19 protein-coding genes are annotated in these 25,761 nt (G+C 64.8%); 4 read left to right on the forward strand and 15 right to left on the reverse strand.

The window, feature by feature from the left end; genetic code table 11:
- Positions 1-58 precede the first annotated feature (58 nt).
- Positions 59-457, forward strand: coding sequence for an 8-oxo-dGTP diphosphatase MutT (mutT, locus tag PVW46_RS24000; RefSeq protein ID WP_069210534.1), 399 nt, complete (start codon positions 59-61; stop codon positions 455-457).
- Positions 458-635: 178 nt separating this feature from the next.
- A complete protein-coding gene (locus tag PVW46_RS24005) occupies positions 636-758 on the forward strand; it encodes a hypothetical protein (RefSeq protein ID WP_043140522.1) in 123 nt (40 codons plus the stop codon).
- A gap of 113 nt (positions 759-871) precedes the next feature.
- Here the strand turns inward: PVW46_RS24005 and infB are convergent, their stop codons facing one another.
- The 4 genes from infB to rimP are packed head-to-tail and all read right to left on the reverse strand — an operon-like array spanning position 872 to position 6,250.
- The gene (gene infB, locus PVW46_RS24010; RefSeq protein ID WP_043140525.1) at positions 872-3,370 is read right to left on the reverse strand and encodes a translation initiation factor IF-2; all 2,499 of its coding nucleotides are present in this window, start codon (positions 3,368-3,370) and stop codon (positions 872-874) included.
- Positions 3,371-3,379: 9 nt separating this feature from the next.
- Positions 3,380-4,012, reverse strand: a complete 633-nt coding sequence (locus PVW46_RS24015; RefSeq protein WP_069210535.1) for an RNA-binding protein — start codon at positions 4,010-4,012, stop codon at positions 3,380-3,382.
- A 7-nt stretch (positions 4,013-4,019) separates the two neighbouring features.
- Positions 4,020-5,654, reverse strand: a complete 1,635-nt coding sequence (nusA, locus tag PVW46_RS24020; protein WP_043140532.1) for a transcription termination factor NusA — start codon at positions 5,652-5,654, stop codon at positions 4,020-4,022.
- 2 nt (positions 5,655-5,656) lie between these two features.
- Positions 5,657-6,250, reverse strand: a complete 594-nt coding sequence (gene rimP, locus PVW46_RS24025; RefSeq protein WP_069210536.1) for a ribosome maturation factor RimP — start codon at positions 6,248-6,250, stop codon at positions 5,657-5,659.
- Positions 6,251-6,597: 347 nt separating this feature from the next.
- Between rimP and PVW46_RS24030 the strand changes: the two genes are divergently transcribed.
- Positions 6,598-7,731: a jacalin-like lectin gene (locus PVW46_RS24030; protein ID WP_069210537.1), complete on the forward strand. Its 1,134-nt coding sequence runs from the start codon at positions 6,598-6,600 to the stop codon at positions 7,729-7,731.
- A gap of 83 nt (positions 7,732-7,814) precedes the next feature.
- Here the strand turns inward: PVW46_RS24030 and PVW46_RS24035 are convergent, their stop codons facing one another.
- The 10 genes from PVW46_RS24035 to PVW46_RS24080 form a co-directional block, all read right to left on the reverse strand.
- Positions 7,815-9,452 carry an alpha-D-glucose phosphate-specific phosphoglucomutase gene (locus PVW46_RS24035; RefSeq protein ID WP_069210538.1) on the reverse strand — a complete coding sequence of 546 codons (1,638 nt, stop codon included), beginning with the start codon at positions 9,450-9,452 and terminating at the stop codon, positions 7,815-7,817.
- Positions 9,453-9,466: 14 nt separating this feature from the next.
- Positions 9,467-11,437 (reverse strand): 4-alpha-glucanotransferase, encoded by a 1,971-nt coding sequence (gene malQ, locus PVW46_RS24040; protein ID WP_069210539.1) that lies wholly within the window; start codon positions 11,435-11,437, stop codon positions 9,467-9,469.
- The gene (gene glgX, locus PVW46_RS24045) at positions 11,434-13,536 is read right to left on the reverse strand and encodes a glycogen debranching protein GlgX (RefSeq protein WP_069210540.1); all 2,103 of its coding nucleotides are present in this window, start codon (positions 13,534-13,536) and stop codon (positions 11,434-11,436) included. The genes malQ and glgX overlap by 4 nt, the downstream gene beginning before the upstream one ends.
- Positions 13,533-14,969: a glycogen synthase GlgA gene (gene glgA / locus PVW46_RS24050; protein WP_069210541.1), complete on the reverse strand. Its 1,437-nt coding sequence runs from the start codon at positions 14,967-14,969 to the stop codon at positions 13,533-13,535. Before glgA ends, glgX begins: the two co-directional genes overlap by 4 nt.
- A 4-nt stretch (positions 14,970-14,973) precedes the next feature.
- Positions 14,974-16,230: a glucose-1-phosphate adenylyltransferase gene (glgC, locus tag PVW46_RS24055; protein WP_069210542.1), complete on the reverse strand. Its 1,257-nt coding sequence runs from the start codon at positions 16,228-16,230 to the stop codon at positions 14,974-14,976.
- Between the two features lie 29 nt (positions 16,231-16,259).
- Complete coding sequence (gene glgB / locus PVW46_RS24060) at positions 16,260-18,470, reverse strand: 1,4-alpha-glucan branching protein GlgB (protein WP_069210543.1); 2,211 nt, start codon at positions 18,468-18,470, stop codon at positions 16,260-16,262.
- Positions 18,467-20,845 (reverse strand): glycogen/starch/alpha-glucan phosphorylase, encoded by a 2,379-nt coding sequence (locus tag PVW46_RS24065; protein ID WP_069210544.1) that lies wholly within the window; start codon positions 20,843-20,845, stop codon positions 18,467-18,469. Before PVW46_RS24065 ends, glgB begins: the two co-directional genes overlap by 4 nt.
- Positions 20,846-21,036: 191 nt before the next feature.
- Positions 21,037-21,864, reverse strand: a complete 828-nt coding sequence (locus tag PVW46_RS24070; protein ID WP_052244427.1) for an ATP-binding cassette domain-containing protein — start codon at positions 21,862-21,864, stop codon at positions 21,037-21,039.
- Positions 21,840-22,910 carry an ABC transporter permease gene (locus tag PVW46_RS24075; RefSeq protein ID WP_043140558.1) on the reverse strand — a complete coding sequence of 357 codons (1,071 nt, stop codon included), beginning with the start codon at positions 22,908-22,910 and terminating at the stop codon, positions 21,840-21,842. The genes PVW46_RS24070 and PVW46_RS24075 overlap by 25 nt, the downstream gene beginning before the upstream one ends.
- A gap of 129 nt (positions 22,911-23,039) precedes the next feature.
- On the reverse strand, positions 23,040-24,065 hold the full coding sequence (locus PVW46_RS24080) for a sugar ABC transporter substrate-binding protein (protein WP_043140561.1): 1,026 nt from the start codon (positions 24,063-24,065) through the stop codon (positions 23,040-23,042).
- A 260-nt stretch (positions 24,066-24,325) separates the two neighbouring features.
- Between PVW46_RS24080 and PVW46_RS24085 the strand changes: the two genes are divergently transcribed.
- A complete protein-coding gene (locus tag PVW46_RS24085) occupies positions 24,326-25,510 on the forward strand; it encodes an ROK family transcriptional regulator (protein ID WP_139132368.1) in 1,185 nt (394 codons plus the stop codon).
- Positions 25,511-25,532: 22 nt separating this feature from the next.
- Here the strand turns inward: PVW46_RS24085 and PVW46_RS24090 are convergent.
- On the reverse strand, positions 25,533-25,761 hold a 229-nt coding region (locus tag PVW46_RS24090; RefSeq protein WP_274578030.1), incomplete at its 5' end, for a hypothetical protein.

Raw genomic sequence — 25,761 nt, forward strand, 5'->3', positions numbered from 1 at the left:
GGGAGCGCGAGGGGCTGGCCCCTCGCTCCCGCCTTCTCCAGCCTGTGCAGGACCCGCCATGAAGATCATCCTCGTCTCCGCCGTTGCCCTGATCGACGCCGATGGCCGCGTCCTGCTGGCCCAGCGTCCCGAGGGCAAGAGCATGGCGGGCCTCTGGGAATTTCCGGGCGGCAAGGTCGAACCGGGAGAGACACCCGAGGCGGCGCTGATTCGCGAATTGCACGAGGAACTGGGGATCGAGACCTGGTCGAGCTGCCTGGCGCCGCTGACCTTCGCCTCGCATGGTTATGACAATTTCCACCTGCTGATGCCGCTCTTTGCCTGCCGCAAGTGGGGCGGGATTCCGCAGTCGAAAGAGGGGCAGGCCCTGAAATGGGTGCGCAAGCAAGAGCTGCGCGACTACCCGATGCCGCCGGCCGATGTGCCCCTGATCCCGATTCTTCGGGACTGGCTATAGGCAAGCCCTGCTGACCTGTTATCCGGCTTTGCGGGACGGGTATCGGCCCTTTGCGTGTGCTTTCAGCGCACTTGCCGGTAATTTGGGCGCTCCCTCGTGGAAGATAGACCAAGGGCTTATGGTATTGTTAACGCTCCCGGTGTAATTTTGGCAAAATTGTGACAACCGGAGGAGTGTCATGCTCAAGACAATCGTTATCGGCAGTTGTGTGTCGGTGCAGGGTCTGCTGGAAAAGACCTTTCCCGACGGGCGGATCTCGGTCCGTGTCGGCCAGCGCATCTTTATCGGCCGCCCCGCCTGACATTGCCACCGGGGCCATCCCGAAACCCCGCCCCGGTTTTCATCCAGTTGAAATGAAAAAGACCCCCGATTCGGGGGTCTTTTCGTGTCTCTCGATTGGCCTTGTCGACCGGATCAGTCCAGCGACCGTTCGATCTCCTGGCGTTCGAAGATCTCGATCACGTCGCCGGGACGGATGTCGTCGTAGTTCTCGAAGGCCATGCCGCATTCCTGGCCGGACTGCACTTCGGCAACCTCGTCCTTGAAGCGCTTGAGCGTCTTCAGCGTGCCTTCGTGGATCACCACGTCGTCGCGCAGCAGGCGCACACCGGCGGACCGGCGGGCAACGCCCTCGGTGACCAGGCAGCCAGCCACCTTGCCCACGTTCGAGACCTTGAAGACCTCCTTGATCTGCGCGTAACCGATGAAGTTCTCGCGGATCTCGTTCGACAGCAGGCCCGAGGCCGCCGCCTTCACGTCGTCCACGAGGTCGTAGATCACCGAGTAGTAGCGGATCTCGACGCCCTTCTGGTTGGCGGCGTTCCGCGCGGGTGCATTGGCCCGCACGTTAAAGCCGATCACCGGACAGCCGGACGCTTCTGCAAGGCCAACGTCGGTCTCCGTGATGGCACCCACGCCATAGTGGATGACCCGCACGCGGACCTCGTCGTTGCCGACCTTCTCCAGCGCCTGCACGATGGCCTCGGACGAACCTTGCACGTCGGCCTTGACGATGACCGGCAGCTCGCTGACGTTCTCGTCTTCCTTGGCCTTCTGCAGCAGCTGGTCCAGCGTGGTGGCTGCACCGGCCGCGGCCCGCTTTTCCTTGGCCAGGTTGGCACGGTACTCGGCGATTTCACGCGCCTGCGCCTCGGTCTCGGTGACGTTCAGAACGTCGCCGGCCTCGGGTGTGCCGTTCAGGCCCAGCACCTCGACGGGCACCGAGGGGCCGGCTTCCTTGACGCGCTCGCCCTTGTCGTTGATCAGCGCGCGGACCTTGCCGTACTGCTCGCCGACGACAAAGACGTCGCCCTGGCGCAGGGTGCCGCGCTGAACCAGCACGGTGGCCACGGGGCCACGGCCCACGTCCAGCTGAGCCTCGATCACGGCGCCTTCGGCGGCCCGGTTCGGGTTCGCCTTCAGTTCCAGGATCTCGGCCTGCAGCGCGATGGCTTCCAGCAGCTCATCCAGACCCTGGCCGGTATGGGCCGAGACCTCGACGTCCTGAACGTCACCGGACAGTTCCTCGACGATCACCTCGTGCTGCAGCAGGTCGGTGCGCACCTTGGTCGGGTTGGCCGACGGCTTGTCGATCTTGTTGATCGCCACGATCATCGGAACCTTCGCCGCCTTGGCGTGGTTGATGGCCTCGACGGTCTGCGGCATCACCGCGTCGTCGGCGGCAACCACCAGGACGACGATATCCGTCACCTGGGCCCCGCGCGAACGCATCGAGGTAAAGGCCGCGTGGCCCGGCGTGTCGAGGAAGCTCAGCACCGCGCCGCTCTCGGTCTTCACCTGGTAGGCGCCGATGTGCTGCGTGATCCCGCCCGCTTCGCCGGCCGTCACCTTGGCATCACGGATCGCGTCCAGAAGCGAGGTCTTGCCGTGGTCGACGTGGCCCATGATCGTGATGACCGGGGGACGCGGCTGCAGGTCTTCGGCCTTGTCCTCGACCTCCTTGATGACGTCCTCGACATCGGCATCGGACACCCGCTGCACGCGGTGGCCGAATTCCTCGATGATCAGTTCCGCAGTATCGGCGTCGATCGACTGGTTCTGAGTCGCCATGATGCCGTTGTTCATCAGCGCCTTGACGACGTCGCCCACGCGTTCGGCCATGCGGTTGGCCAGTTCGGCCACCGTGATCGCCTCGGGCAGTTTGACGTCGCGCGTCACCTTCTCGCGGGACTGCTGGCCGCCCATCGCCTTCTGGCGTGCGCGCTCCTGCTTCCGCTTCATCGCGGCCAAGGATTTCTGCCGGCCGCCTTCGCCGCCGGACAGGGCCTGGTTCAGGGTCAGCTTGCCGGAACGGCGTCCGCCGTCGCCACGGCCACGTCCGCCGCGACCGCTCTTCTGGTCGTCGCGGTCGGGGGTGCGGCGCGGGGCCTCTTCCTTCTTGGGCTTGGCGCGGGCCTGGTCGTCGGCCTTGGGCGCAGGCTGGGCGGCGGCAGCGGCGGCGGCCTTGGCCGCGTCTTCTGCCTCGCGCTTCTTGCGCTCTTCTTCCTCGGCCTTGCGCTTCAGCGCTTCCTCGGCTTCGCGCTGCTCGCGCTCTTTCTGTTCCTTTTCGGCGCGGAGGCGCTCACGCTCTTCGGCGCGGGCCTTTTCCTCGGCCTCGCGCTTGGCGGTTTCCTCTGCCTCGCGTGCCTTGGCGGCTTGCAGCGCCTTCAGGCGGCGCTCCATCTCGGCATCCGAGATGCCGGCCGGGCGCTTGCCGCCCGATCCGCCAACCTGGCCGCCCTTGCCGCCACCCGCACCGCTACCGGCGCCGGGCTTCGGGACGACGACCCGCTTACGCTTGGTCTCCACCACGACGTTCTTTGTGCGTCCGTGGCTGAAGCTCTGCTTCACACTGCCCGAACGGGCTCCGCCGCCACGCACGCCCAATGTCTTTTTGCCGTCGTTATCGCTCATAAAGCTTCTTCATCCTTTCCGGTGGCCCCTGCCACCGCGATCCGCGTCTGACGTGACGCGTACACCCTTCAAGCGCTGGGCTTCCTCTACAATACGCGGCACGAGTCCGCCAGAGCCAAGCGCGGCATGTATCACAGTTTGTCGGCCAAAGGCCATGCCCAGTTCGTCTGCCGTGAGCCAGCCGATATAATCACCGCCATACGGCGTCGAGAGTTTCGACTTGCCCCGACCCGAGCCGTCCTCCGCCTGGATCAGCACCGAGGCCTCTTCCATCTGCAACCAGGACTTGACCTTCTCGTAGCCCGAGATGGCCTGTCCCGACTTCCGCGCCAGCGAGATCAGGTCGATGACCCGCTTCGCCAGCATCTGTTCGATCAGATCGGACAGCCCGTCGGGGAGTTTCACGGGCTGTTTCATCGCCCGTGAGAAAAGCCCCTTTGCGGCTGCCTTGTCGATCGCCGCCCGGTTGGCCGATACATATAGGCCGCGTCCCGGCAATTTACCAGCCAGATCCGGCACGATCCGTCCGTCCGGGCCCAGGACGAACCGGATCAGCCCGTCGCGGGGCTGCACATCGCCTGTGGCGATGCACTTCCGCTCAGGTCCGTCGTCGTGGGTCTTGGCCCGTCCGCCCCTGGTCATGCCGGCTTTACGCCTCCTGCTCTTCGGTTTCGCCGTCGTCGTCGGCCAGGTCTTCGTCACCTTCCTCGGCCGCGGCTTCCAGCTCGGTCGGATCGACCCAGCCCAGAAGGACGCGCGCGGTCATGACCATGTTCTGCGCCTCTTCGAGATCGACCTCGAATTTCTCCAGCAAACCGTCGTCCTTGACGCGCTGCCCGTCGACAGTGGTCCAGCCGCCGGCCAGTTCCCAGTCGGCGCAGGTGGCGAAATCTTCCAGCGTCTTGATGCCGTCTTCGGCCAGGGCCTCGACCATCTGCGGGGTCAGCCCCTCGAAATTCACGAGGCTGTCGTCCACACCCAGTTCGCGGGCGTGTTCCAGCGCCTTGCGGGCCTGCTCTTCCAGCACGTCGCGGGCACGGGCCTGCAACTCGTTGGCGGTGTCCTCGTCGACGCCGTCGATCACCAGCAGCTCGTCGATCTCGACATAGGCCACCTCTTCGAGGTTGGTGAACCCTTCGGAGACCAGAAGCTGGGCAAAGAACTCGTCCAGGTCCAGCGTGTCCATGAACAGCTTGGTGCGTTCCTCGAACTCGGCCTGGCGGCGCTTCGATTCTTCCTCTTCGGTCATGATGTCGATGTCGAGCGCGGTCAGCTGCGAGGCAAGACGCACGTTCTGACCGCGACGGCCGATCGCAAGCGACAGCTGCTCGTCCGGCACCACGACCTCGATGCGCTCGGCCTCTTCGTCGAGGACCACTTTGGACACCTCGGCGGGCTGCAACGCGTTGACGAGGAAGGTCGGCACGTCCTCGTTCCACGGGATGATGTCGATCTTTTCGCCCTGAAGTTCGTTCACGACGGCCTGCACGCGGCTGCCGCGCATGCCGACACAGGCGCCGACCGGGTCGATGCCGCTATCATAGGAAATCACGGCGATCTTGGCGCGCGAGCCGGGATCGCGGGCGACGGCCTTGATCTCGATGATGCCGTCGTAGATTTCCGGCACTTCCATCTTGAACAGCTCGGCCATGAACTGCGGGTCGGTGCGGCTGAGGAAGATCTGCGGCCCGCGCGTCTCGCGGCGCACGTCCTTGATGTAGCAGCGGATGCGGTCGCCGGGGCGATAGCTTTCGCGGCCGATCTTTTCGTTCCGGCGCAGGATCGCTTCGCCACGGCCCACGTCGACGATGACGTTGCCGTATTCCTCGCGCTTGACGACACCGTTGATGATGGTGCCGGCGCGGTCCTTGAATTCGTCGTACTGGCGGTCGCGCTCGGCTTCGCGGACCTTCTGCAGGATCACCTGCTTGGCCGACTGCGCCGCGATCCGGCCCAGTTCCACCGGCGGCACCTCTTCGGAATAGACGTCACCCACCTGCGGATCGGCCATGTACTGCTTGGCCTGCTCGACGGTCAACTCTGCCTGGTAGTTCTCCAGCTCCTCGTCCTCGACGACGGTGCGGACGCGGGTAAAGGTCGCCTTGCCGGTGCGGCGGTCGATCGACACGCGGATGTCCATCTCGGCGCCGTAACGGGACTTGGCCGCCCGGGCGAGGCTTTCTTCCATCGCTTCGACGACCAGACCGGGGTCGATCATCTTCTCGCGCGCCACCGCTTCGGCGGTCTGCAGGAGTTCCAGCTGGTTTGCAGAGGTGATTGCCATTGTTATTGCTCCTCGTCCCGAGACTGTTCGGTCTCGATCTCGTCAAACTTGGTCTCGTCCAGTGTATCGCCCGCGCCCTGGGCATCCGCTTTCTTGCGGGCCTTCAGCATGAGGCGGATCAGTTCGTCGGTCATCACCAGCTTGGCGTCGGTCAGCCAGTCGAACTGCAGCCCGATGGTGCCCTCGTCCAGGTTGATCAGGACCTCGCCGTCCTCGACCCCGGCCAGCACGCCGCGGAATCGCTTGCGGCCCTCGATCATCTCCGAGGTCTCAAGCCGGGCCTCGTACCCCTCGTAGGTATCGAAATCCTTGAGCCGGGTCAGCGGGCGGTCGATGCCGGGACTGGACACCTCCAGCGTGTAGGTGTCGATGATCGGGTCCTCGACGTCCAGCACGGCGCTGACGGCTGTCGAGATCTCGGCGCATTCATCCACCTCGATCCCGCCCTGGGGGCGTTCGGCCATGATCTGCAGCGTCGGCACCTGTCCGCCCATCAGGCGGATGCGGACCAGGTCGAATCCCATGTCCTCGATCACGGGCTGCACGATCTCCGCAAGACGCTTGTCCATGCCGGTCTTTGCGATCAGGTCGGTCATTGGTCACTTGCCTTTCGGGCACAAAAAAACGGGCCAGCGGCCCGTTTGCGAAAGAACGATGGGCGCCGGGGCTGAACCTCGGCGCGCCGCTGTTGAGGCGCATATAGGCGAGCATGGGGGCGGACGCAAGCAGATTCGGCAGGGTCAAGGCTGACCACGATCCGCACACTCTAACACCGCGAGGAATTGGGATGTCGCCAGGGCGGTCGTGCCAGAGTTGGGCGTCCTGAATGCCCAAGGTCACCAGACGGGCGATGGTCCACAGAAATAGTTACGTGTCAAGGTTGTAATGGCCATACGCGGAAAGCACAATTTGTTGGTAATTATCCGGATTAGGAGCCGCCAAGATGTTTCATCTCCGCTATCTGTTTCTTGCCTGTTTCATGTGTCTTGCAGCAACCGTGTCGCAGGCCTGCGATGAATGGTTCCTCGAAAAAAAGGCCGTCGCGGGCGGCAGCGGCGGAAATCCGCATTTCGACGTGATGTGCGACGGTAGCCGCGTTTCGGAAATTCAACTGTGGCTGCGTCACGGGTACGTGACGGGTTTGAAAGTCAGGTGGTCAAAGCAGGACGCCGACGGCGTTTTCAATACAACACAAGAAAAGTCTTACGGCTCGACAAACGGCTTTGCGACACAGCAGATCCTGTTCGATCCGAATGAATTGATCACGGGGCTGACAGTCTATCCAAATCAGAACCCGCGTCGCGTTAAGCAGATCGTGTTCCAGACCAGTATGGACAGGAAGGTAAGTCTAGGGGTGACGGCGGGGATCGCGGATGGCAAGGCCGACGCCAATGTAGGCACTGGCTATCCCGTGGGCGTCTGGGTGCGTTCCGGGACCGAGATCGACAGTTTCGGCTTGGCATTCATCCGCGAACCGGAAAGGATCAACTTGAACGTCGACACCTATCCCACACTCAAAGACGCGCGACCCAAACTGAAGAACATGACGCCGGTCTGTGTGCCGGTGCGCCGGAACGAGGAAACCACGGTAAAGCTTTCAGAAACGCGAAAGCATGTTGATATCTCAAAGTGGGATTGGCGGGTTGGCCTCAAGTTGGGCTTCAAGTACTCGGGCAAGGCTGGCGTGCCGTCCGTAGGCGAAACCGGATTCGAAGTATCTGCCGAAGCGAGCTTCGGGCTGGGCCATGAATGGCAAGACAATAACGAAAGAACCCTGGTCGCCGAGATGACGAAAAAGTTCCCGGCCTCGACCTATGAAGATTTCAAGGCAGCAGGCCGTCTCGATTCCTTCACCGAAGTGGATGAGAACGGTGAGCCGCTTTTGAACGTGCTGGTTGTCCCAAGCTACTACGAGGCCAATCTGGACTTGCCTTACAAGGGTACGATGGAACTGGTCTACAGAGATCAAAAGAAACTGTCGTGGCCTGTGTCCGGAACCTATACCGGGGTGCTGGCATCGACGGTGAATATCACGGAACGCTACGTCAACGTCTGCCCAACGAACGTGCAGAATTGAACTAGGGTTCTCAGCGGACCTGGCCGCGGCACCGCGCCCTGCGCAGGGCCTTGCATGGAGTGTGCAAGCCCGGTTTGGGCGGGTCAGGTCATGACGTCCGGGGCCTCGCGCCCGGTCCGTTCGGAGAGGCCCGTCAGGGCATTCACGGCGGCCGCCAGGTCGCGCAGCGCGGCCTGGGTCTCGACGTTCAGATCGCCCCCGGCAGGTTCATAGCGTTCCAGGTAGACGCGGATCGTCGCGCCCTCTGTTCCGGTGCCCGAGAGGCGGATCACCGCCCGGCTGTCGTCCGCGAAAAAAATCCGCAAGCCCTGGTTCCTGCTGACCGATCCGTCCACCGGATCGGTATAGGCAAACTGGTCGGCGCGGGCGATCACCTTGGGCGGATTGCCCACTTCGGTCCCCGGCAGATCGTCCAAACGGGCGTTCATATCGGCCATCAACCCTTCGGCGGCGGCAGAGTCCACTGCCTCGTAATCGTGCCGCGAATAGTAGTCCCGCCCATAGCTGCGCCAGTGGTCCCGCAGGATCTCCGCCACGGAAATCTTGCGTTCGGCCAATATGTTGATCCACAAGAGCACCGCCCACAGCCCGTCCTTTTCGCGGACGTGGTCGCTCCCGGTGCCGGCGCTTTCCTCGCCGCAGAGCGTGGCGCGGCCCGCGTCCAGCAGGTTGCCGAAGAACTTCCAGCCCGTCGGCGTCTCGAAACTCTCGATGCCCAGCTTCTCTGCGACCCGGTCGGCGGCGCGGCTGGTCGGCATCGACCGCGCCACGCCTGCCAGCCCGCGCGCGTACCCCGGTGCCAGATGGGCGTTCGCGGCCAGCACCGCCAGGCTGTCAGAGGGCGTGACATAGATGCCCTTGCCCAGGATCATGTTGCGGTCGCCGTCGCCGTCCGAGGCGGCGGCAAAATCCGGTCCGTCGTCGCGCATCACCATGTCGACCAGCGGCTTGGCCCAGATCGGGTTCGGGTCCGGATGTCCCTTGCCGAAATCGACCGAGGGCACGCCGTTCAGCACGGTGCCCTTTGGCGCGCCCAGCATTCCTTCAAGGATCGCAGTGGCATAGGGGCCTGTCACCGCATGCATCGCGTCGAATTTCAGGCTGAATCCCCCGGCGATCAGCGCCCGGATGGCGTCGAAATCGAACAGCTCCTGCATCAGCGCGGCGTAGTCGGCCACCGGATCCAGGATCTCGACCGTCATCTTGCCCAGCGCGGTTTCGCCCAGGAGGCCCAGGTCCACGTCCGGCGTTTCCAGCGTGACGTATTCGGAAATGCCCTGCGTCTGTTCATGGATCGCCGCGGTCACGCTTTCCGGCGCCGGGCCACCGTTGGCGATGTTGTATTTCAGCCCGAAATCCGCGTCGATCCCGCCCGGGTTGTGACTGGCCGACAGGACCAGCCCGCCGTCCGCGCCGCGCTTGCGGATCAGGTGCGAGGCGGCGGGTGTCGACAACAGGCCCTCCCGCCCGACGATGCAGCGCGCCGCGCCCTGCGCGGCGGCCATGCGCAGGATGGTCTGGATCGCCTCGGCATTGAAATAACGCCCGTCCCCGCCGACGACGAAGGTCTTGCCCTCAACCCCGCCGATGGCGTTGAAGATGGATTGGACAAAGGCCTCGACATAACCGTCCTGCATGAAGACCCGCGTCTTCTTGCGCAGGCCCGAGGTGCCGGGTTTCTGGCCGTCGAAGGGCGTCAGGGGGCGGGTGATGGGCGTCATGAAAAGGGTCCTTTCTAAACGGTCCCGCTGCGGTCCACGGGCATGAAAGCGCGAATGCGGCTGGCGGGCAATGCTTGCTTGAGGCCATCGACCGCCACGGGCAGGCGGCGGCGCCAGTTGGGATGCTCGGTGACGGTGCCGGGCAGGTTCTGGGCCTCGAGACAGCCCAGCAGGTCATCCAGTTGCAGGGCCACCAGCGCCGATGGCGCCGTGCAAAGCCGGGCCTGCACCGCTTCGGCGATCCGGTCGGGACCGGCCTCTGGCGGGAGGTGGCACATGTCGCGCAGGCCCGCGCGCTGGCGGGCGCGCTCGTCGTGGCGGGCGCGGGTCTGGCCGCTGTTCAGCCAGCCCATGCGCTGCCACCAGTCGATGTCCTGCCCGTACCAGAACCCGCGCAGCGTCGGCGTGTCATGGGTGCCGAAACAGGCCAGTGAGAAGGCGCGCAGGTCCTTGGGATCACAGAGTGTTCCGTCCGCCGCCGTTTCGTATTGCCAGACGGCATAGCTCAGCAACCCGGCGCCGTTCAGGGTTTCGCGAAATCCGTCGGGCACCAGTCCCAGGTCCTCCCCCACCACAAGACAGCGCGCCCGCGCCGCCTCGATGGCGATCACCGCCAGCAGGCTTTCGAAGGGTTGCGAGACATAGCCGCCCGGGCTGCCGTCATCTGGAATCCAGAAGCTGCGCAAAAGCCCCAGCGCGTGATCCACCCGCAGGATGCCCGCCTTGGCCATCAGCTTGCGCAGCATGGCGCGCAGCGGGCGATACTGCGCGGCGCGCAGGCGTGCGGGCGCATGGGCGGCCAGGTTCCACGACTGGCCCTCGGGGTTCAGGTGATCGGGCGGGGCGCCGATGGTGACGCCCTGGGCGATGGTGTCGCGGTGCATCCAGACCTCGGCGCCGCCGGGCCGCGCGCCCACCGCCAGATCCAGGTACAGCCCGAAATCCATTCCCGCCTCGCGCGCGGTGGCCTGCGCGGCGTCGATCTGTGTCTCGGCCCGCCATTGCAGCCACTGGTGGAATTCCACGTCTTCGGCGGCGGCCCGCGCGGCGTCGGGGCCCGGACGCCGCAAGGCATCGGGCCAGTTGCGGAAATCCTCGCCGTGCAGGGCGCTGAGCGCCTCGAACTGGGCAAAGGTATCCAGCCGGGCGCCACCCTCGGCCCGGAAGCGCTGAAAGGCGCGGCGCTCGGCTTCGGGGGCGGCCTCGAAGCGCAGGTACTCGCTGTGCAGCGCGCCGCGCTGGCGGCGGCGGTAGGTGGCGTAGTCGATCAGCTCATCCCGGGGTGTCGGTCCCAGCCCGGCGCGCGGTGCGATGTGATCGGTGCTGAAAAAGCCCCGGTGCGTGGGCGAATAGGGGCTGGTCATCTCCTCCGCCGTCCAGCCCAGCGCATGGATCGGGTTCAGACCGAAGAACTGCGCCCCCGCCTGCGCCAGCGCCCGCAGGGCGGCGGGCAGGTCGCCATAGCTGCCCAACCCGCCATTGTGCCCGGACCGCAGACCGTAAAGCGCGCCGCAGACGCCCCATCCCTTTGCCCGCCCGGTCAGGTCCTGAACGGTTGGTGCATGGGCCGGGGCCGCCAGCACCAGCGATTCGGCGTGCCGGTCCGGTGCCGCGACATGCAGAGTGAAATAGCCCACGTCCATCGGACCGAGGTCGATACTTTCCCCGGCACGCCCGGCCTGTACCTCGGCGCCGCTCTCGTCCAGCAGCATCCAGTCGCAGGGCGACGGAACGGGCAGCGACAGGGGCGTACCGGCGCGGGCCAGGATCTCGGATGGCACGGGGCTTTCGTCCTGGCGGACGCGCAACTGCTCCAGCGCCTCGGCCACCGTGGCGGGCGTATCGGCGGCAACGCCCATCCCCCCCAGGAGCGCGCGCAGCGTTTCCGGTGCGGCGGCGTGTTCATGGCCTTGCAGGTCGTGAAAGCCCAGGTGAACGCCATAGGCCTTGGCCAGGTCGCGCAGGGCCTCGTCGGCTCCGGTCATGTCGTCTTCTCCGGGTGGCGGACAAAGCCCGCGACGCTGAATGCGGCGACGGTGACGGTCGCCTCTGTGATGTCCTGCGGGTTCTGGCGCGGCGCCGAGCTGTCGATCTCGCGCCGCCATGTGCCTGCGGGTGGGGGCAGTTCAAGGACCTGATCGCTGCCCTCGCGGTTGAAGGCCAGCAGGATTTCCTCGGTGTCGGCGCAGCCCGACGGGCTTTCGGCACAGCCGCGCAGCAGCAGGCAGAGCGAGGACAGCCCCGGATCACGCCAGTTCAGTGCACTGCCGTCAAAGCCACGCCATTCCACGTCCGGCTTGCCGTCCGCGCGCTGAACCCCGTGCAGGAACCGGCCCTGGCGCAACACGCCATGCGCCTTGCGGAAGGCGATCAACGCGGCAGTGAAATCGACCAGGTCCTTTTCCATCGTCGCCCAGTCCAGCCAGCTGGTTTCATTGTCCTGGCAATAGGCGTTGTTGTTGCCGCCTTGCGAATGGCCTCCCTCGTCCCCTGCAAGGATCATCGGTGTGCCCTGAGACAACAGAACCGTGGCCAGCATGTTGCGCACCCGCTGGCGACGAGCGGACAGGATCGTCGCGTCCTTGGTCTCGCCTTCCTCGCCCAGGTTGTCCGAATGGTTGGCATGGTGGCCGTCGCGGTTGCCTTCGCCATTGGCCTGGTTGTGGCGTTTCGAATAGGCGGTGACATCGGCCAGCGTGAACCCGTCGTGGGCGGCGGCAAAGTTGACAGAAGCCCAGGCGCGGCGCCCACGCGTGTCGAACAGGTCCGCCGTGCCCAGAAGCGCCGAGCCAAGATCCTGCGCCGCGTGCCCGTCGCCGCGCCAGAAGCGCCGTACCGTGTCGCGAAAGCGGTCGTTCCATTCGGCGAACTCCGGCGGGAACTGGCCCAGTCGATAGCCGCCGTGTCCCAGATCCCAGGGTTCGGCGATCAGCTTGACCTCGGCCAGCAGCGGGTCCTGCCTGAGCGCGTCCATGAAGCCGCCGTGCCGGTCGAACCCCTGCCGCTCGCGCCCCAAAGTGGTGGCCAGGTCAAAGCGGAACCCGTCGACGCCCATGCAGTCCACCCAGAAGCGCAGGCTGTCGAGGATCAGGCGCAGGACAAAGGGATGGTCGGTGTTCAGCGTGTTCCCGGTGCCGGTGTCGTTGACGTAGAACCGGGGCTGCCCCTCGACGAGGCGATAGTAGGAGGCATTGTCGAGCCCACGAAAAGAGAAGGTCGGGCCAAGGTGATCGCCCTCGGCCGAGTGGTTGTAGACCACGTCAAGGATCACCTCGATTCCCGCCACGTGGAACCTGTCGACCATCCGGCGGAAGCCTGCCACGCCTTGCGGGCCAAGGTAACGCGGTTCGGGAACAAAGAATCCGGCGGTGTTGTAGCCCCAGTAGTTCACCAGCCCGCGCCCGGTCAGCGCGTTTTCCGACCGGATCGCCTGCACCGGCAGCAGTTCGACCGTGGTGATGCCCAACCGGGTCAGATGGTCCAGCATCGCGTCCGAGGCCAGCCCCTCGACCGTGCCGCGCAGCGCCTCGGGCACGTCCGGGTGGCGCATGGTGCTGCCCCGGACGTGGGTTTCGTAGATGACCGTGTTGGACCATCCGCGCCGCAGTCCCCTGGTGCCGGTGGGATAGTCGGCGGGGTCCCAGACCACGGATTTGGGCGTATGGGGCGCGCTGTCGGACGAGCTGAACGACAGATCGCCATCCGCCGACCCGGGGCTGTAGCCGAAGGTCGCGGGATGGGTGCTGAACCCGCCGTGCAGGGCGCGGGTGTAGGGATCGACCAGCAGCTTGTTGGCGTTGAAGCGGTGGCCGCGCTCGGGGGCAAAGGGACCGTGGACACGATAGCCGTAAAGCGCTCCGGGCTTCAGCCCCGGGACATACCCGTGCCAGACCGCGCCGCGCCGTTCGGGCAGCGAAAGGCGTTGCTGCTCGGTTTTGCCATCGGGCGAGAAGAGGCACAGGTCGACCCGCTGGGCATGATCCGAGAAGAGCGCGAAATTGGTGCCTTCTCCGTCAAAGACGGCGCCCAGCCGGTTTGGCCGGCCTGCGCCGATCCCATATGTGCTGCCCCCGGGTTCGGTCATGCGCAGAGTGTCTCGTACATCCGGACATAGTCGCGGGCCGAGCTTTCCCAGCCAACGGGCTGACGCATGGCCGCCGCCTGCATCTGTTTCCACAGGTCCCGGTTGGCATGGGCGGCGATGGCGCGGGCAATCGCGCCCTCGATCCCGGTGACAGAGACATCGTCGAATACAAAGCCGGTGGCCACGCCGGCCGCCAGCGCCGCGTGGTTGGCATCGATCACCGTGTCGGCCAGCCCGCCGGTCCGCGCCACCACCGGCAAGGTACCGTAGCGCAACCCGTACAGCTGAGTCAGGCCGCAGGGTTCGAAGCGCGAGGGGATCAGGATCGCATCCGATCCCCCTTGCATCAGGTGCGACAGCGCCTCGTCATAGCCGATCTCGACCCCAACCTTTCCGGGGAAGCGCGCGGCGGCGTCGCGAAAGGCCTGCTCCAGTTCCGGCTCGCCCGAGCCGAGCAGCGCCAGCTGGCCGCCGCCGGCGACCAGCGCAGGCAGGGCGCCGGCCAGCGCGTCCAGTCCCTTTTGCAGGGTCAGGCGGCTGATGACGCAGAAAAGCGGGCCGTCATGGTCGGGGTCCAGGCCCAGCCGTTCGGCCAGGGCGGCGCGGTTCTTGGCCTTTGCCCCCAGTCGTTTCAACCCGTAGGTCGCGGGCAGGGCCGGGTCGCTCTTGGGGTTCCAGGCCTCCAGGTCGATGCCGTTCAGGATGCCGGTCAGGTCCGAGGCCCGGCCTGCCAACACCCCGTCCAGCCCCATGCCGAATTGCGGTGTCAGGATCTCGCGGGCGTAGGTCGGGCTGACGGTGGTGATGTGATCGGCGTAGACCAGCCCCGCCTTCAGGAAACTGACATCGCCGTAATATTCCAGCCCGCCGGGGTGGAACCAGTCGCTACGCAACTGCAGATCGCCCATGACATGCGGGCCGAACCGGCCCTGGAAGGCGATGTTGTGGATCGTGATGACCGATTTGGGCGGCGTGCGTCCGTCCTGTTTCAGGTAGACCGGCGCCAGCCCCGCCTGCCAGTCATGCGCGTGCAGCACGTCCGGCACCCAGCCGTCAAGCCCGTCGAAACTGATCCGTGCCGCCGCCTGCGCCAGTGCACCGAAGCGGCGGTGATTGTCGGGCCAGTCCTTGCCATCGGCGCCGGTGTAGGGAGCGCCGGGCCGGTCGAAAAGCTGCGGCGCGTCCAGCAGCAGCAGTGTAAGCCCCTCGGCCTGAACCTCGACCAGTCGTCCGGTGCCGCCGGGCAGGTCGCCAAAGCTGGCCACTTCCTTGCCCTTGGCCAGCAGGGGAAACAGCGCCGGGTAGGCGGGCAGGACGGTCTTGACCTCGACCCCCAGCGGCGCCAGCGCACCGGGCAGCGCGCCCGCCACGTCCGCCAGCCCCCCGGTCTTGACGAAGGGCGCACATTCCGAGGCGACCATCAGCACCTTCATGCGATCACTCCAGTTCCTCGATCATCTTGCGGGTGATGAGGCAGATGCCGTTTTCGGTCCGCCGGAATCGCTTGGCGTCAAGCTCGGGGTCTTCGCCCACGACCAAACCCGGCGGGATTTTCACGCCACGGTCGATGATCGCGTTCTTGATATGTGCCCGCCGTCCGACCTCGGAATAGGGCAGGGCGACGACGCCTTCCATCTGTGAATAGGAATGCGTCTTGACCCCGGTGAACAACAGGCAGCGATAGAGCGACGAGCCGGAGATGATGCAGCCGCCCGAGACCATCGAGGACACGGCCTGACCGCGCCGGCCTTCCTCGTTGTGGATGAACTTGGCCGGGGCCGTCAGCTCGGAGTAGGTCCAGATCGGCCAGTCGGTGGCGTAGATGTCCAGCTCGGGCTCGAAATCGGTCATGTCGATATTGGCCTGCCAGTAGGCATCCAGCGTGCCGACATCGCGCCAGTAGGGTTTGCGTTCGAGCCCCGACATGACGCAGGAGCGGCCAAAGGGATGGGCGACGGCATCGCCAGAGGCCACCAGCCCGGGGATGATGTCCTTGCCGAAATCATGGCTGGAGTTGGGGTCGCGCGCGTCCGCCTCCAGCAGCTCGCACAGGAAATCCGTCTCGAAGACATAGATCCCCATCGAGGCCAGCGAGCGTGTCGGATCGTTCGGCATGGTGGGCGGGTCGGCGGGTTTCTCGACAAACTCCAGGACCTTGTCGTTCTCGTCCACCGCCATGACGCCAAAGCCCTTGGCCTCTTCGCGGGGCACCTCGATACAGCCGACCGTCACCTTGGCGCCGGATTCCACATGCTGTTCGATCATGTAGGAATAATCCTGCTTGTAGATGTGGTCCCCGGCCAGGATCAGGATGTACTTGGGCTCGTATCCCTTGATGATCGAGATGTTCTGCGTGACCGCGTCGGCGGTGCCCTTGTACCAGTTTTCCTCGTTGAGCTGCTGGCTGGCGGGCAGGATATCCAATCCCTCGTTGCGTTCGGCCCGGAAAAAGGACCAGCCGCGCTGAAGGTGGCGGATCAGGCTGTGCGCCTTGTACTGGGTTGCGACGCCGATGCGGCGGATGCCGGAATTGACCGCGTTCGACAGGGCAAAGTCGATGATCCTTGTCTTGCCGCCGAAATAGACCGCGGGTTTGGCTCGGATGTCGGTCATCTCCTTCAGGCGCGATCCGCGCCCGCCTGCCAGGACATAGGCCATCGTCTGCTGGGCCAGTCTGAACCTGTCGTATTCCATGTGGTCCTCCCCCGTTATCTGGCGTCCGGTCACTCCCCCCCGGACAGTTGAAAAAATACCGTCGCCAGCGGCGGTACGGTGATTTCAATCGAATAGGCGCAGCCATGTGCGGATTCTGCCGTTGCGGTCACCCCGCCCGGGTTGCCCTGGCCGCTGCCGCCGTAAAGCGGCGCGTCGGTGTTCAGGCGTTCGTCCCAGTGGCCCGAAAGCGGTACGCCGATCCGGTAGCCATGCCGTGTCACCGGCGTGAAGTTCGACACCACCAGCACCGGCGCCTCGCCCTCGTCGCCCATGCGGATCCAGGAAAAGATGGATTCCGCCGCGTTGCCGCCGTCGATCCAGCGAAAGCCCTCTGCCTTGCTGTCCAGCTGGTAGAGCGCCGGCGTGCCCCGGTAGAGCGTGTTGAGATCGCGGACCAGCCGCTGCATCCCCTTGTGCGGCTCCTGTTCCAGCAGGTGCCAGTCAAGGCTGCGGTTGTGGTTCCATTCCTCCCACTGGCCGAATTCGCCGCCCATGAACATCAGCTTCTTGCCGGGATGGCCGTACATGAAGCCGAAATAGGCCCGCAGGTTCGCGAATTTCTGCCAGTCGTCGCCGGGCATCCGCGACAGCAGCGAACCCTTGCCATGCACCACCTCGTCATGGCTGAGCGGCAGCACGAAGTTTTCCGAAAAGGCGTAGTGCAGCCCGAAGGTCATCTTGTCGTGGTGGTATTTGCGGTTGATCGGGTCCTCGCCCATGTACCGCAGGGTGTCGTTCATCCACCCCATGTTCCACTTGAAGCCAAAACCCAGCCCGCCGGTATCGGTGGGCGCGCTGACGCCCGGAAAGGCGGTGGATTCCTCGGCCAAGGTCATGATGTCCGGATGCGCGGCGTAGACCTGTTCGTTCATGTGCCGCAGAAAGGCGATGGCTTCCAGGTTTTCGCGTCCGCCGTGCTGGTTGGGGATCCATTCGCCGTCCTTGCGGGAATAGTCGCGATACAGCATCGAGGCCACCGCATCGACGCGCAGCCCGTCGATGTGGAATTCCTCCAGCCAGTAACGGGCGTTGGCGATCAGGAAATTCGCCACCTCGGTGCGGCCATAGTTGTAGACCAGCGTGTTCCAGTCCGGGTGATAGCCTTCCTTGGGGTCGGAATGTTCATAGAGCGCCGAACCGTCGAACCGCGCCAGCCCGTGGCTGTCGGTGGGGAAATGGCCCGGCACCCAGTCGATGATCAGGCCAAGGCCCGCGCCATGCGCGGCCTCGACCAGCGCCCGGAAATCCTCGGGCGTGCCAAAGCGCGAGGTGGGCGCGTAAAGACCCACCGGTTGATAGCCCCAGGAACCGCCGAAGGGGTATTCGGAAATCGGCGTCAGCTCGATATGGGTAAAGCCCATGTCTGCCGCGTATCGCACCAGTTGTTCGGCGTGTTCGCGGTAGGTCAGCGGGCGGCCGTCCTCTTCGGGTACGCGGCGCCAGCTTTCCAGGTGCACCTCGTAGATCGAGATCGGCTGGTCGATGCGGTGCTTGTGCCAGCGTGTCGCCATCCAGCCGCTGTCCATCCACCAATGCTGTCCAAGGTCGCGGACGACAGAGGCGGTGTTGGGCGGCAATTCGGCGCCAAAGCCCACCGGATCGGCCTTGAGCGGCAGGAGCATCCCGTTGGCGTCCAGCAGCTCGAACTTGTAGAGCGCGCCTTCTGCCACGCCGGGCACGAAGATCTCCCAGATTCCGGTCGGGCCCCGGCGGCGCATGACGTGGCGGCGTCCGTCCCATTCGTTGAAGTTGCCCACCACCGAAACGCGCGCGGCATTGGGCGCCCAGACGGCGAAATGTACGCCCGAGGTGCCGGCGTAGCTTGTCAGATGCGCCCCCAGTGCGCGCCAGAGCTGGCCATGCGTGCCCTCGCCCAGCAGGTATTCGTCGATCTCGCCCAGCACGGTGCCGAAGGCATAGGCGTCTTCTTCTTCCCAGCTGTCGTTGCCGCGCGACAGGCGCAGGCGATAGTCATATCGCCCGGCGATCCCCGGCAGGATGCCGTCGTACATCCCGGGCGCGCCTTCGACCGGATCCAGTACCGCCAGCAACATGCCGCTGTCGCGCGCCAGCACCTCGACCCGGTCGACGTTCGGGTAAAAGACCCGCACGCATTGGCTGCCGTCGGGCAGGGTGTGCTGGCCAAGAACAGAGAACGGGTCGCCGTGGCGTCCCTCGACGATGTTTCGGGCGGTGCGTTGGTCGAGAGGGGCTGTCATGCGCTTTGCTCCAGTTGGCCGTCAATGGCGCTATGCACGTTCCAGATGTCACGCGCGTAACCCCTGATCGTTCTGTCGGAGGAAAACCAGCCGACGCTGGCGGTGTTGCTGAGCGCCATCGCCGCCCAGGTCGCCTGATGCTTGAAGGCCTCGTCGGCGCGGCGCTGGGTGTCGAAATAGCTGTCGAAATCGCAGGACACGAGGAAATGGTCGTGGTCCCAGAGGTTGCCGACCAGGCCGTGATAGCGGCCCGGTTCCTGCGGCGAGAAGCGCCCCTCGGCGATCTGGGCCAGCACCTTCTGCATCCGCGGGCTTTGTTCGATGGCGGCGCGGGCATAGCCGTGGTGGCTGCGCCGTTCGATCACCTCTTCGGCGGTCAGGCCGAAGAGAAAGAAATTCTCCGCCCCCACATGTTCGCGGATTTCCACGTTGGCGCCGTCCAGGGTGCCGATGGTCAGCGCACCGTTCAGGGCGAATTTCATGTTGCCGGTGCCGCTGGCTTCCTTGCCGGCGGTCGAGATCTGCTCAGACAGGTCCGCCGCCGGGATCAGCAGTTCGGCCATCGTCACGTTGTAGTTGGGCGGATAGACGATTTTCAGCAGATCCTTCGTGACCGGATCGTTGTTCACCACTGCGGCCACGTCGTTGATCAGGCGGATGATCTCCTTGGCGACGTGATAACCAGGCGCCGCCTTGCCGCCGAAGATCTTGACCCGGGGCGTCCAGCCCGCCTGCGGATTGGCGTGCATCTCGTTCCAGAGCGCGATGGTTTCGAGGATGTTCATCAACTGGCGCTTGTATTCGTGTATGCGCTTGATCTGGACGTCGAACATCGCATCCGGGTCGATGGCGATGCCGCAGTGATCCTGCACCCAGTTCGACAGGCGCTCCTTGTTGGTCCGCTTGGCAGCCATGAAGGCGCGCAGGAAGTCCGGATCGCCGGTGCGGGTCCGCAGAGCGCCCAGTTGCTCCAGGTCCGCCGCCCAGCCCTCGCCGATTTCCCGGGTGATGAGGCCGCTCAGCGCCGGGTTGCAGCCATGCAGCCAGCGGCGCGGCGTGATGCCGTTGGTCTGGTTCACGATGCGGGTCGGGTGGATGCGGTGCAGGTCGGCAAAGACGGTCGATTTCACCAGGTCGGTGTGCAGCGCCGAGACCCCGTTGACCTTGTGCGCCATGATGAAGGCCAATTCGCCCATGTTGACGTTGCCGTGGTCCAGGATGCGCGGGCTGCCGGGATATTGCGCCTGCTGGCCGGCCTCTATGGCGCGGATGATTTCCAGGTGGCGGGGCAAAACGCGGCCCAGCAGCCATTCGGGCCAGCGTTCCAGCGCCTCGGGCAAGAGGGTGTGGTTGGTGTAGCCCAGGCAGCGGCGGGCGAGGTCGATGGCCTCTGCCATCTCCAACCCGTGTTCGTCGGCCAGGATGCGCACCAGTTCCGGCCCCGCGATGGCCGGGTGTGTATCGTTCAGCTGGATCGCGGCGGCCTCGGGCAGTTGGCGGATGTCGTCGTGATCGGTCAAAAAGCGGCGCAGCAGATCCTTGATGGACGCGGCCGTAAAGAAATACTCCTGCTTGAGGCGCAGTTCCTTGCCGCTTTCGGTGGTGTCGTCCGGGTAGAGAACGCGGCAGATCGTGCGGGCCAGCGCCTCGGACCGGCTGGCGGCGAGGTAATCGCCCCGGTTGAAGCTGGCCAGGTCGAATTCCTTTTGCGGCCGTGCCGACCAAAGGCGCAGCGTGTTTCCCCAACGCCCCTGCCAGCCGACGATGGGCGTGTCGAAGGCAGTGGCGATCACGGTTTCATGTGGATGCCATTGCGCCTTGCCCTCATGGTGGTGGACATGGCCGCCGAACCCGACCTTGTAGCTGACCTCGGGGCGTTCGAATTCCCAGGCGTGGCGCTGTTGCAGCCATGTTTCGGGTTTTTCGATCTGCTGGCCCTCGACGAAATCCTGCTCGAAGAGCCCGTGTTCGTAGCGGATGCCATAGCCCATCGCGGGAATGCCCAGCGTGGCGAGACTGTCCATAAAGCAGGCGGCCAGTCGGCCCAGACCGCCATTGCCCAGGGCCGCGTCTGGTTCGTCCTTGACCAGCAGGTCATAATCCTGGCCCAGCTCGGCCACCGCGGCGCGGGCCTCGTCGACGAGGCCAAGGTTGGCGGCCACGTCCTCGACCAGGCGGCCGATCAGGAATTCCATCGACAGGTAGTAGACGCGCTTGGCATGGCGGTCGTAGCTGGTCTTGGTGCTCTGGAACCAGGAATCCATCATCCGGTCCCGCAGCGTCAGCGACAACGCCATGCGCCAGTCGTAGATCGCGGCATGCCCGGCGTCCTTGCCAAGCGAGTAACGCAGATGTGCGAGGATGTCGTCTTTCATAGGATCGGTCCTGTCCTTCGGGCGGCGGTTCGCGCGCCACTGACCCGTGCCACGCCTGTTATCGCTAACGACAGTTTCCCGACATTGGCCAGACCCGACAGGGGGCAGCGTGAACCCGTGAACGCCCTGTTGCAAGCAGGTCCCAGTAAAGGGGCCGCCCCCTGCCTGTTTCGGGGGCGGCAATGCCGGGTTTATGCCGCGGCCTTGGGCACAAGCTGCTGTTCCTCGACGGGGGGCGGTTCCATCGCACCGGTCATGATGGCCACGGCTTCGGACATCGAGATCTTGGCCGGGTCGACCACCGCGTGCCGTTTGCCCAGCCGGTGGATGTGGACGCGGTCCGCCACCTCGAAGACATGCGGCATGTTGTGGCTGATCAGGATGATCGGGATGCCCTTGGCGCGCACGTCCTGGATCAGTTCCAGAACCCGGCGGCTTTCCTTGACGCCCAGTGCGGCGGTCGGCTCGTCCATGATGATGAACTTCCTGGCAAAGGCGGCGGCGCGGGCCACGGCGACGCCCTGGCGCTGGCCGCCGGAGAGGGTTTCGACCGCCTGGTTGATCGACTGGACCGTCATGAGGCCCAGTTCGGTCAGCTTGTCCCGGGCGAATTTCTCCATCGCCTTCTTGTCGAGCTGGCGAAAGACGCTGCCCATGATGCCGGGTTTGCGCAGCTCTCGTCCGGCGAACATATTGTCCGCGATGGACAGCGCCGGGGACAGGGCAAGCTGCTGGTAGACGATCTCGATCCCCATTTCCCGCGCCTGCAGGGGCGAGGAAAAGTGCACCGGTTTGCCCTCGATCCTGATCTCGCCCTCATCGGCCTGGACGGCGCCGCAGATCGCCTTGACGATCGAGGATTTGCCGGCACCGTTGTCACCGATCACCGCCAGCACCTCGCCGGGGAAAAGATCGAAATCGGAGTGGTTGATCGCGGTGACGTGGCCGTAACGCTTCACGATTCCGCGGCCTTGAACGATAGGTTGCACAGTCATTATCCCGACACCTTCCGGATCCATTGGTCGACAGAGACGGCAGCGATGATCAGCACGCCGATGAGCAGGTAAGTCCATTGCGCGTCAGCCCCCAGCAGGCGCAGGCCGAGGGTGAACACGCCCACGATGAGCGCCCCGAAGAGCGAGCCGAGCACAGAGCCGCGACCGCCGAAGAGCGAGATGCCCCCGATCACCACGGCGGTGATGCTTTCGATGTTGGCCAGCTGGCCCGAAGTCGGCGAGACCGAGCCGATGCGCCCGATCAGGGCCCATCCGGCAAAGGCGCAGATCAGGCCGGAGAGCGCGTAGACCGAGACGAGAACCTTGTTCGCCTCCATCCCTGACAGTTCGGCGGCTTCCTTGTCATCGCCCACGGCATAGACGTGCCTGCCCCAGGCGGTTTGTGTCAGCGCATAGGTCAGCACCGCAAAGAGGATCAGCATGAAGATCGCGCCAAAGGTCAGGCGGGCGCTGCCGATCTGGATCACGTTGCCGAAGAACTGCAGGATCGGTGCCTTTTCCGCGATTTCCTGCGAGCGGATGGTTTCGTTGGCCGAGTAGAGGAAGTTGGCGGCCAGCACGATCTGCCACATGCCCAGCGTCACGATGAAGGGCGGCAGTTTCATCCGCGTGACCAGCAGCCCGTTGATGGCGCCGATGCCGGTGCCGACAGCCAGGCCGCAGACCACCGCGATACCCGGGGGAATGCCGTAGCGAAAGGTGAACTGGCCCATGACGACGGAACTCATGACCATGATGGCGCCTACACTGAGGTCGATCCCTGCAGTCAGGATCACCAGCGATTGCGCGGCGGCCACGATGCCGACGATCTGAACCTGTTGCAGGATGAGGGTCAGGGCGAAGGGCGAAAAGAACTTCGACCCCAGCAAGAGCCCGAAAACAATGATGGACAGAACAAGCACGATGAGCGGAACCAGCGCGGGGTTCGTGTGCAATGCGTGTTGGAGCTTGTAGACAAACCCCTCGCGCTTTTCGAATTCGGCCACTTGCTGGTTGGCGCCGGACAACGACGACTCGTAGTCCTGCCCCTTTGAGGCAGACTCTGACATGGGGGTCCTCCCGTCTATGTGGGTGCGTTCTGATGCGCGTTTTCAACCAGCCTAGTCGATCGGGTGGCGACGCGTCCATTGGCAAGGGGGCGGGCGGCGCCCCCTTGTTCTTGTCTCAGGCGGAGGGGATCAGCCCCAGCAGAGGTCCAGACCTTCCTTGACCGAGATCGACTCGACGCCTTCGACCGGCTCGTCGGTGACCAGGGCCACGCCGGTGTCGAAGAAGTCCTTGCCCTCGGTCGGCTCGGGCTTGACGCCCTCGTCGGCCCATTTCTTGATCGCCTCGATGCCCAGGCTGGCCATCATCAGCGGGTACTGCTGCGAGGTGGCGCCGATCACGCCGTCCGCGATGTTCTGAACACCGGGGCAACCGCCGTCGACAGAAACGATCAGCACGTCATTTTCACGCCCGATGGCCTTGAGCGCCTCGTAGGCACCGGCGGCGGCGGGTTCGTTGATTGTGTAGACCACGTTGATGAAGGGATCCTGCGCCAGCAGGTTCTCCATCGCGCGGCGACCGCCTTCCTCGTTGCCCTGTGTCACGTCGTTGCCGACGATGCGCGGGTCGGTCTCGTCGCCCCACTTGGACGCGTCCATGACGTCGATCCCGAAGCCGGTCAGGAAGCCCTGGTCACGCAGAACGCCCACGGTCGGTTGCGACACGGCCAGGTCCAGCATGCCGATCTTGGCATCGGCTGCATCGTCGCCCAGTTTGGCGGCGGCCCATTTGCCGATCAGTTCACCGGCCAGGAAGTTGTCGGTGGCAAAGGTCGCGTCTGCGGCGTCGATCGGGCTGAGCGGTGTATCCAGGGCGATCACCAGGATGCCGGCGTCACGCGCCTGTTGCACGGCGGGAACGATGGACGAGGTGTCCGATGCGGTCAGCAGGATGCCCTTGGCGCCGTCGGCGATGCAGGTCTCGATCGCCTGGACCTGGGTTTCATGGTCGCCGTCGATCTTGCCGGCAAAGGATTTCAGCTCGATGCCCAACTCTTCGGCCTTGGCGGTCGCGCCTTCCTTCATCTTGACGAAGAAGGGGTTGGTGTCGGTCTTGGTGATCAGGCAGGCGCTGATCGAATGGCTGGCGGCGCTTGCCCCGCTGGCCAGAGCGGCGGCGGTCAGGGCAATGGCCGTGCCGGTCAGAAGCTTTGTCATGGTATCCTCCCAGAATGTCTTTCGACGTATCGCGGGGCCCCTCGCGTGGTGAACCGAGCCCGAGGGCAGGGTTCGCCGGCCCCATGCCATCTAGAAAGCCGATTCGGACCGAGTCTGTCAACATTAATAAATCCACTTTATTTATTATTGACAGGAGGCCGTCCGGCATGGAGTCTGTCAGGCAGCCACCATTGGCCAAGAAGACGAGAACAGACCCGATGAAACTGGACGGCACAAAGGCAGAGGGAGAGGCGGCGGCAATGCCCGCCGATGGGGTTCGAGGCTCTAACCAGAGCGGGGTGCGGGCCCATAACGAACGCCTTGTCCTGTCGCTTGTCCGTCAGTTCGGGCCGCTCGCCAAGGCAGAGATCGCCCGGCGCACTGGGCTTTCGGCGCAGACCGTTTCGGTCATCATGCGCGCGCTGGAAAAGGAAGGCCTGCTGGAAAAGGGAGAGCCCGTGCGCGGCAAGGTCGGCCAGCCTTCTGTGCCGATGGGCCTGGCGCAGGGCGGCGCCTATTTCCTGGGGTTGAAGGTCGGTCGCCGCTCGCTGGACCTTATCCTGACGGATTTCCACGGTCACGTCGAAGGCCGGGTACACCTGTCGCATCGCTATCCGACTCCCGAAAGCGTTGTGACCTTCGCCAACACGGCCATTGCCCAGCTACTGGACCAGCTGACGCCGGAGAACCGCAAGAAGGTGTCGGGCCTGGGAATCGCAACACCGTTTCGCCTGTGGGACTGGGCGCGCCCGCTGGGCCTGACCAGTTCCGAAATGGAGGCCTGGCGCGAACGCGACATCGCAGCCGAAATCGCGGACACCTGGGAGTTTCCGGTCTACCTGCGCAACGACGGGTCTGCCGCCTGCGGGGCGGAACTGGTCTTTGGCGATCAGAACAAGCCGCGCGACTTCCTGTATTTCTTCGTCGGTTTTTTTGTGGGCGGCGGTTTGGTGATCGACAACACGGTCTTTACCGGGCGCAGCGGCAACGCAGCCGCCCTCGCCTCTATCCCCATCGGAATCAAAGGCGCGAAGGTCCGGCAACTGGTCGACGTGGCCTCGATTTACACTTTGGAACAACTGGTGACCGGCGAAGGGGGCGACAGTCGCCTGATTTGGGACAACCCGACCGAATGGAACCTGCCGGGCGACGTGCTGTCCACCTGGGTGGAAAAGGCCGCCGAGGGGCTGGCCTATGCGACGCTCTCGGCCTCTTGCCTGATCGACTTTGAATGCGTGGTGATCGACGGCTGGCTGCCCGATTCCGTCCGTACCTCCCTTGTCGATCATACCCGCCGACGGCTGAACGAGATTCGCGTCGCGGGAATCGAGGTGCCGGACCTGCGCGAAGGCAGCATCGGTCGCGACGCGCGCGCGCTGGGCGCGGCCAGCCTGCCGCTGTCGGACAAGTTTCTCGTCGACCGAAACGCCTTTCTCAAGGCCTGAGCCGGTGTCCCCGAGTCCTTGGTCACGAATGACCGAAGGCATGCGCTGACTCTTGGGGCGCAGAGCGAATTCCTGAACTTTGAAGCGTCGCGAAGGTGCCGGGCGCGAGCGGATTTCCCGGCACGATATTTAGGCGTCCCGGTGCGGGAACGCCGATGATTTTCATGTCTTGGAAAATGGTGCCCAGGAGAGGACTCGAACCTCCACGACCGAAGTCACTGGTACCTGAAACCAGCGCGTCTACCAATTCC

The sequence above is a fragment of the Mameliella sp. AT18 genome, from assembly GCF_028807275.1.
GTDB classification, from domain to species: domain Bacteria; phylum Pseudomonadota; class Alphaproteobacteria; order Rhodobacterales; family Rhodobacteraceae; genus Antarctobacter; species Antarctobacter albus.

Bases quoted from the DNA above. Each gene is read 5' to 3' on its own strand.
- PVW46_RS24035 (WP_069210538.1), bottom strand. From the start codon at position 9,452: ATGACGCCCATCACCCGCCCCCTGACGCCCTTCGACGGCCAGAAACCC.
- rimP (WP_069210536.1), bottom strand. From the start codon at position 6,250: ATGACCGACCTGATCGCAAAGACCGGCATGGACAAGCGTCTTGCGGAG.
- PVW46_RS24075 (WP_043140558.1), bottom strand. From the start codon at position 22,910: ATGTCAGAGTCTGCCTCAAAGGGGCAGGACTACGAGTCGTCGTTGTCC.
- PVW46_RS24080 (WP_043140561.1), bottom strand. From the start codon at position 24,065: ATGACAAAGCTTCTGACCGGCACGGCCATTGCCCTGACCGCCGCCGCT.
- PVW46_RS24015 (WP_069210535.1), bottom strand. From the start codon at position 4,012: ATGACCAGGGGCGGACGGGCCAAGACCCACGACGACGGACCTGAGCGG.
- PVW46_RS24085 (WP_139132368.1), top strand. From the start codon at position 24,326: ATGCCCGCCGATGGGGTTCGAGGCTCTAACCAGAGCGGGGTGCGGGCC.
- PVW46_RS24070 (WP_052244427.1), bottom strand. From the start codon at position 21,864: ATGGATCCGGAAGGTGTCGGGATAATGACTGTGCAACCTATCGTTCAA.
- PVW46_RS24030 (WP_069210537.1), top strand. From the start codon at position 6,598: ATGTTTCATCTCCGCTATCTGTTTCTTGCCTGTTTCATGTGTCTTGCA.
- infB (WP_043140525.1), bottom strand. From the start codon at position 3,370: ATGAGCGATAACGACGGCAAAAAGACATTGGGCGTGCGTGGCGGCGGA.
- glgC (WP_069210542.1), bottom strand. From the start codon at position 16,230: ATGGAATACGACAGGTTCAGACTGGCCCAGCAGACGATGGCCTATGTC.
- malQ (WP_069210539.1), bottom strand. From the start codon at position 11,437: ATGACCGGAGCCGACGAGGCCCTGCGCGACCTGGCCAAGGCCTATGGC.
- PVW46_RS24005 (WP_043140522.1), top strand. From the start codon at position 636: ATGCTCAAGACAATCGTTATCGGCAGTTGTGTGTCGGTGCAGGGTCTG.
- glgX (WP_069210540.1), bottom strand. From the start codon at position 13,536: ATGACCGAACCCGGGGGCAGCACATATGGGATCGGCGCAGGCCGGCCA.
- PVW46_RS24065 (WP_069210544.1), bottom strand. From the start codon at position 20,845: ATGAAAGACGACATCCTCGCACATCTGCGTTACTCGCTTGGCAAGGAC.
- mutT (WP_069210534.1), top strand. From the start codon at position 59: ATGAAGATCATCCTCGTCTCCGCCGTTGCCCTGATCGACGCCGATGGC.
- nusA (WP_043140532.1), bottom strand. From the start codon at position 5,654: ATGGCAATCACCTCTGCAAACCAGCTGGAACTCCTGCAGACCGCCGAA.
- glgA (WP_069210541.1), bottom strand. From the start codon at position 14,969: ATGAAGGTGCTGATGGTCGCCTCGGAATGTGCGCCCTTCGTCAAGACC.
- glgB (WP_069210543.1), bottom strand. From the start codon at position 18,470: ATGACAGCCCCTCTCGACCAACGCACCGCCCGAAACATCGTCGAGGGA.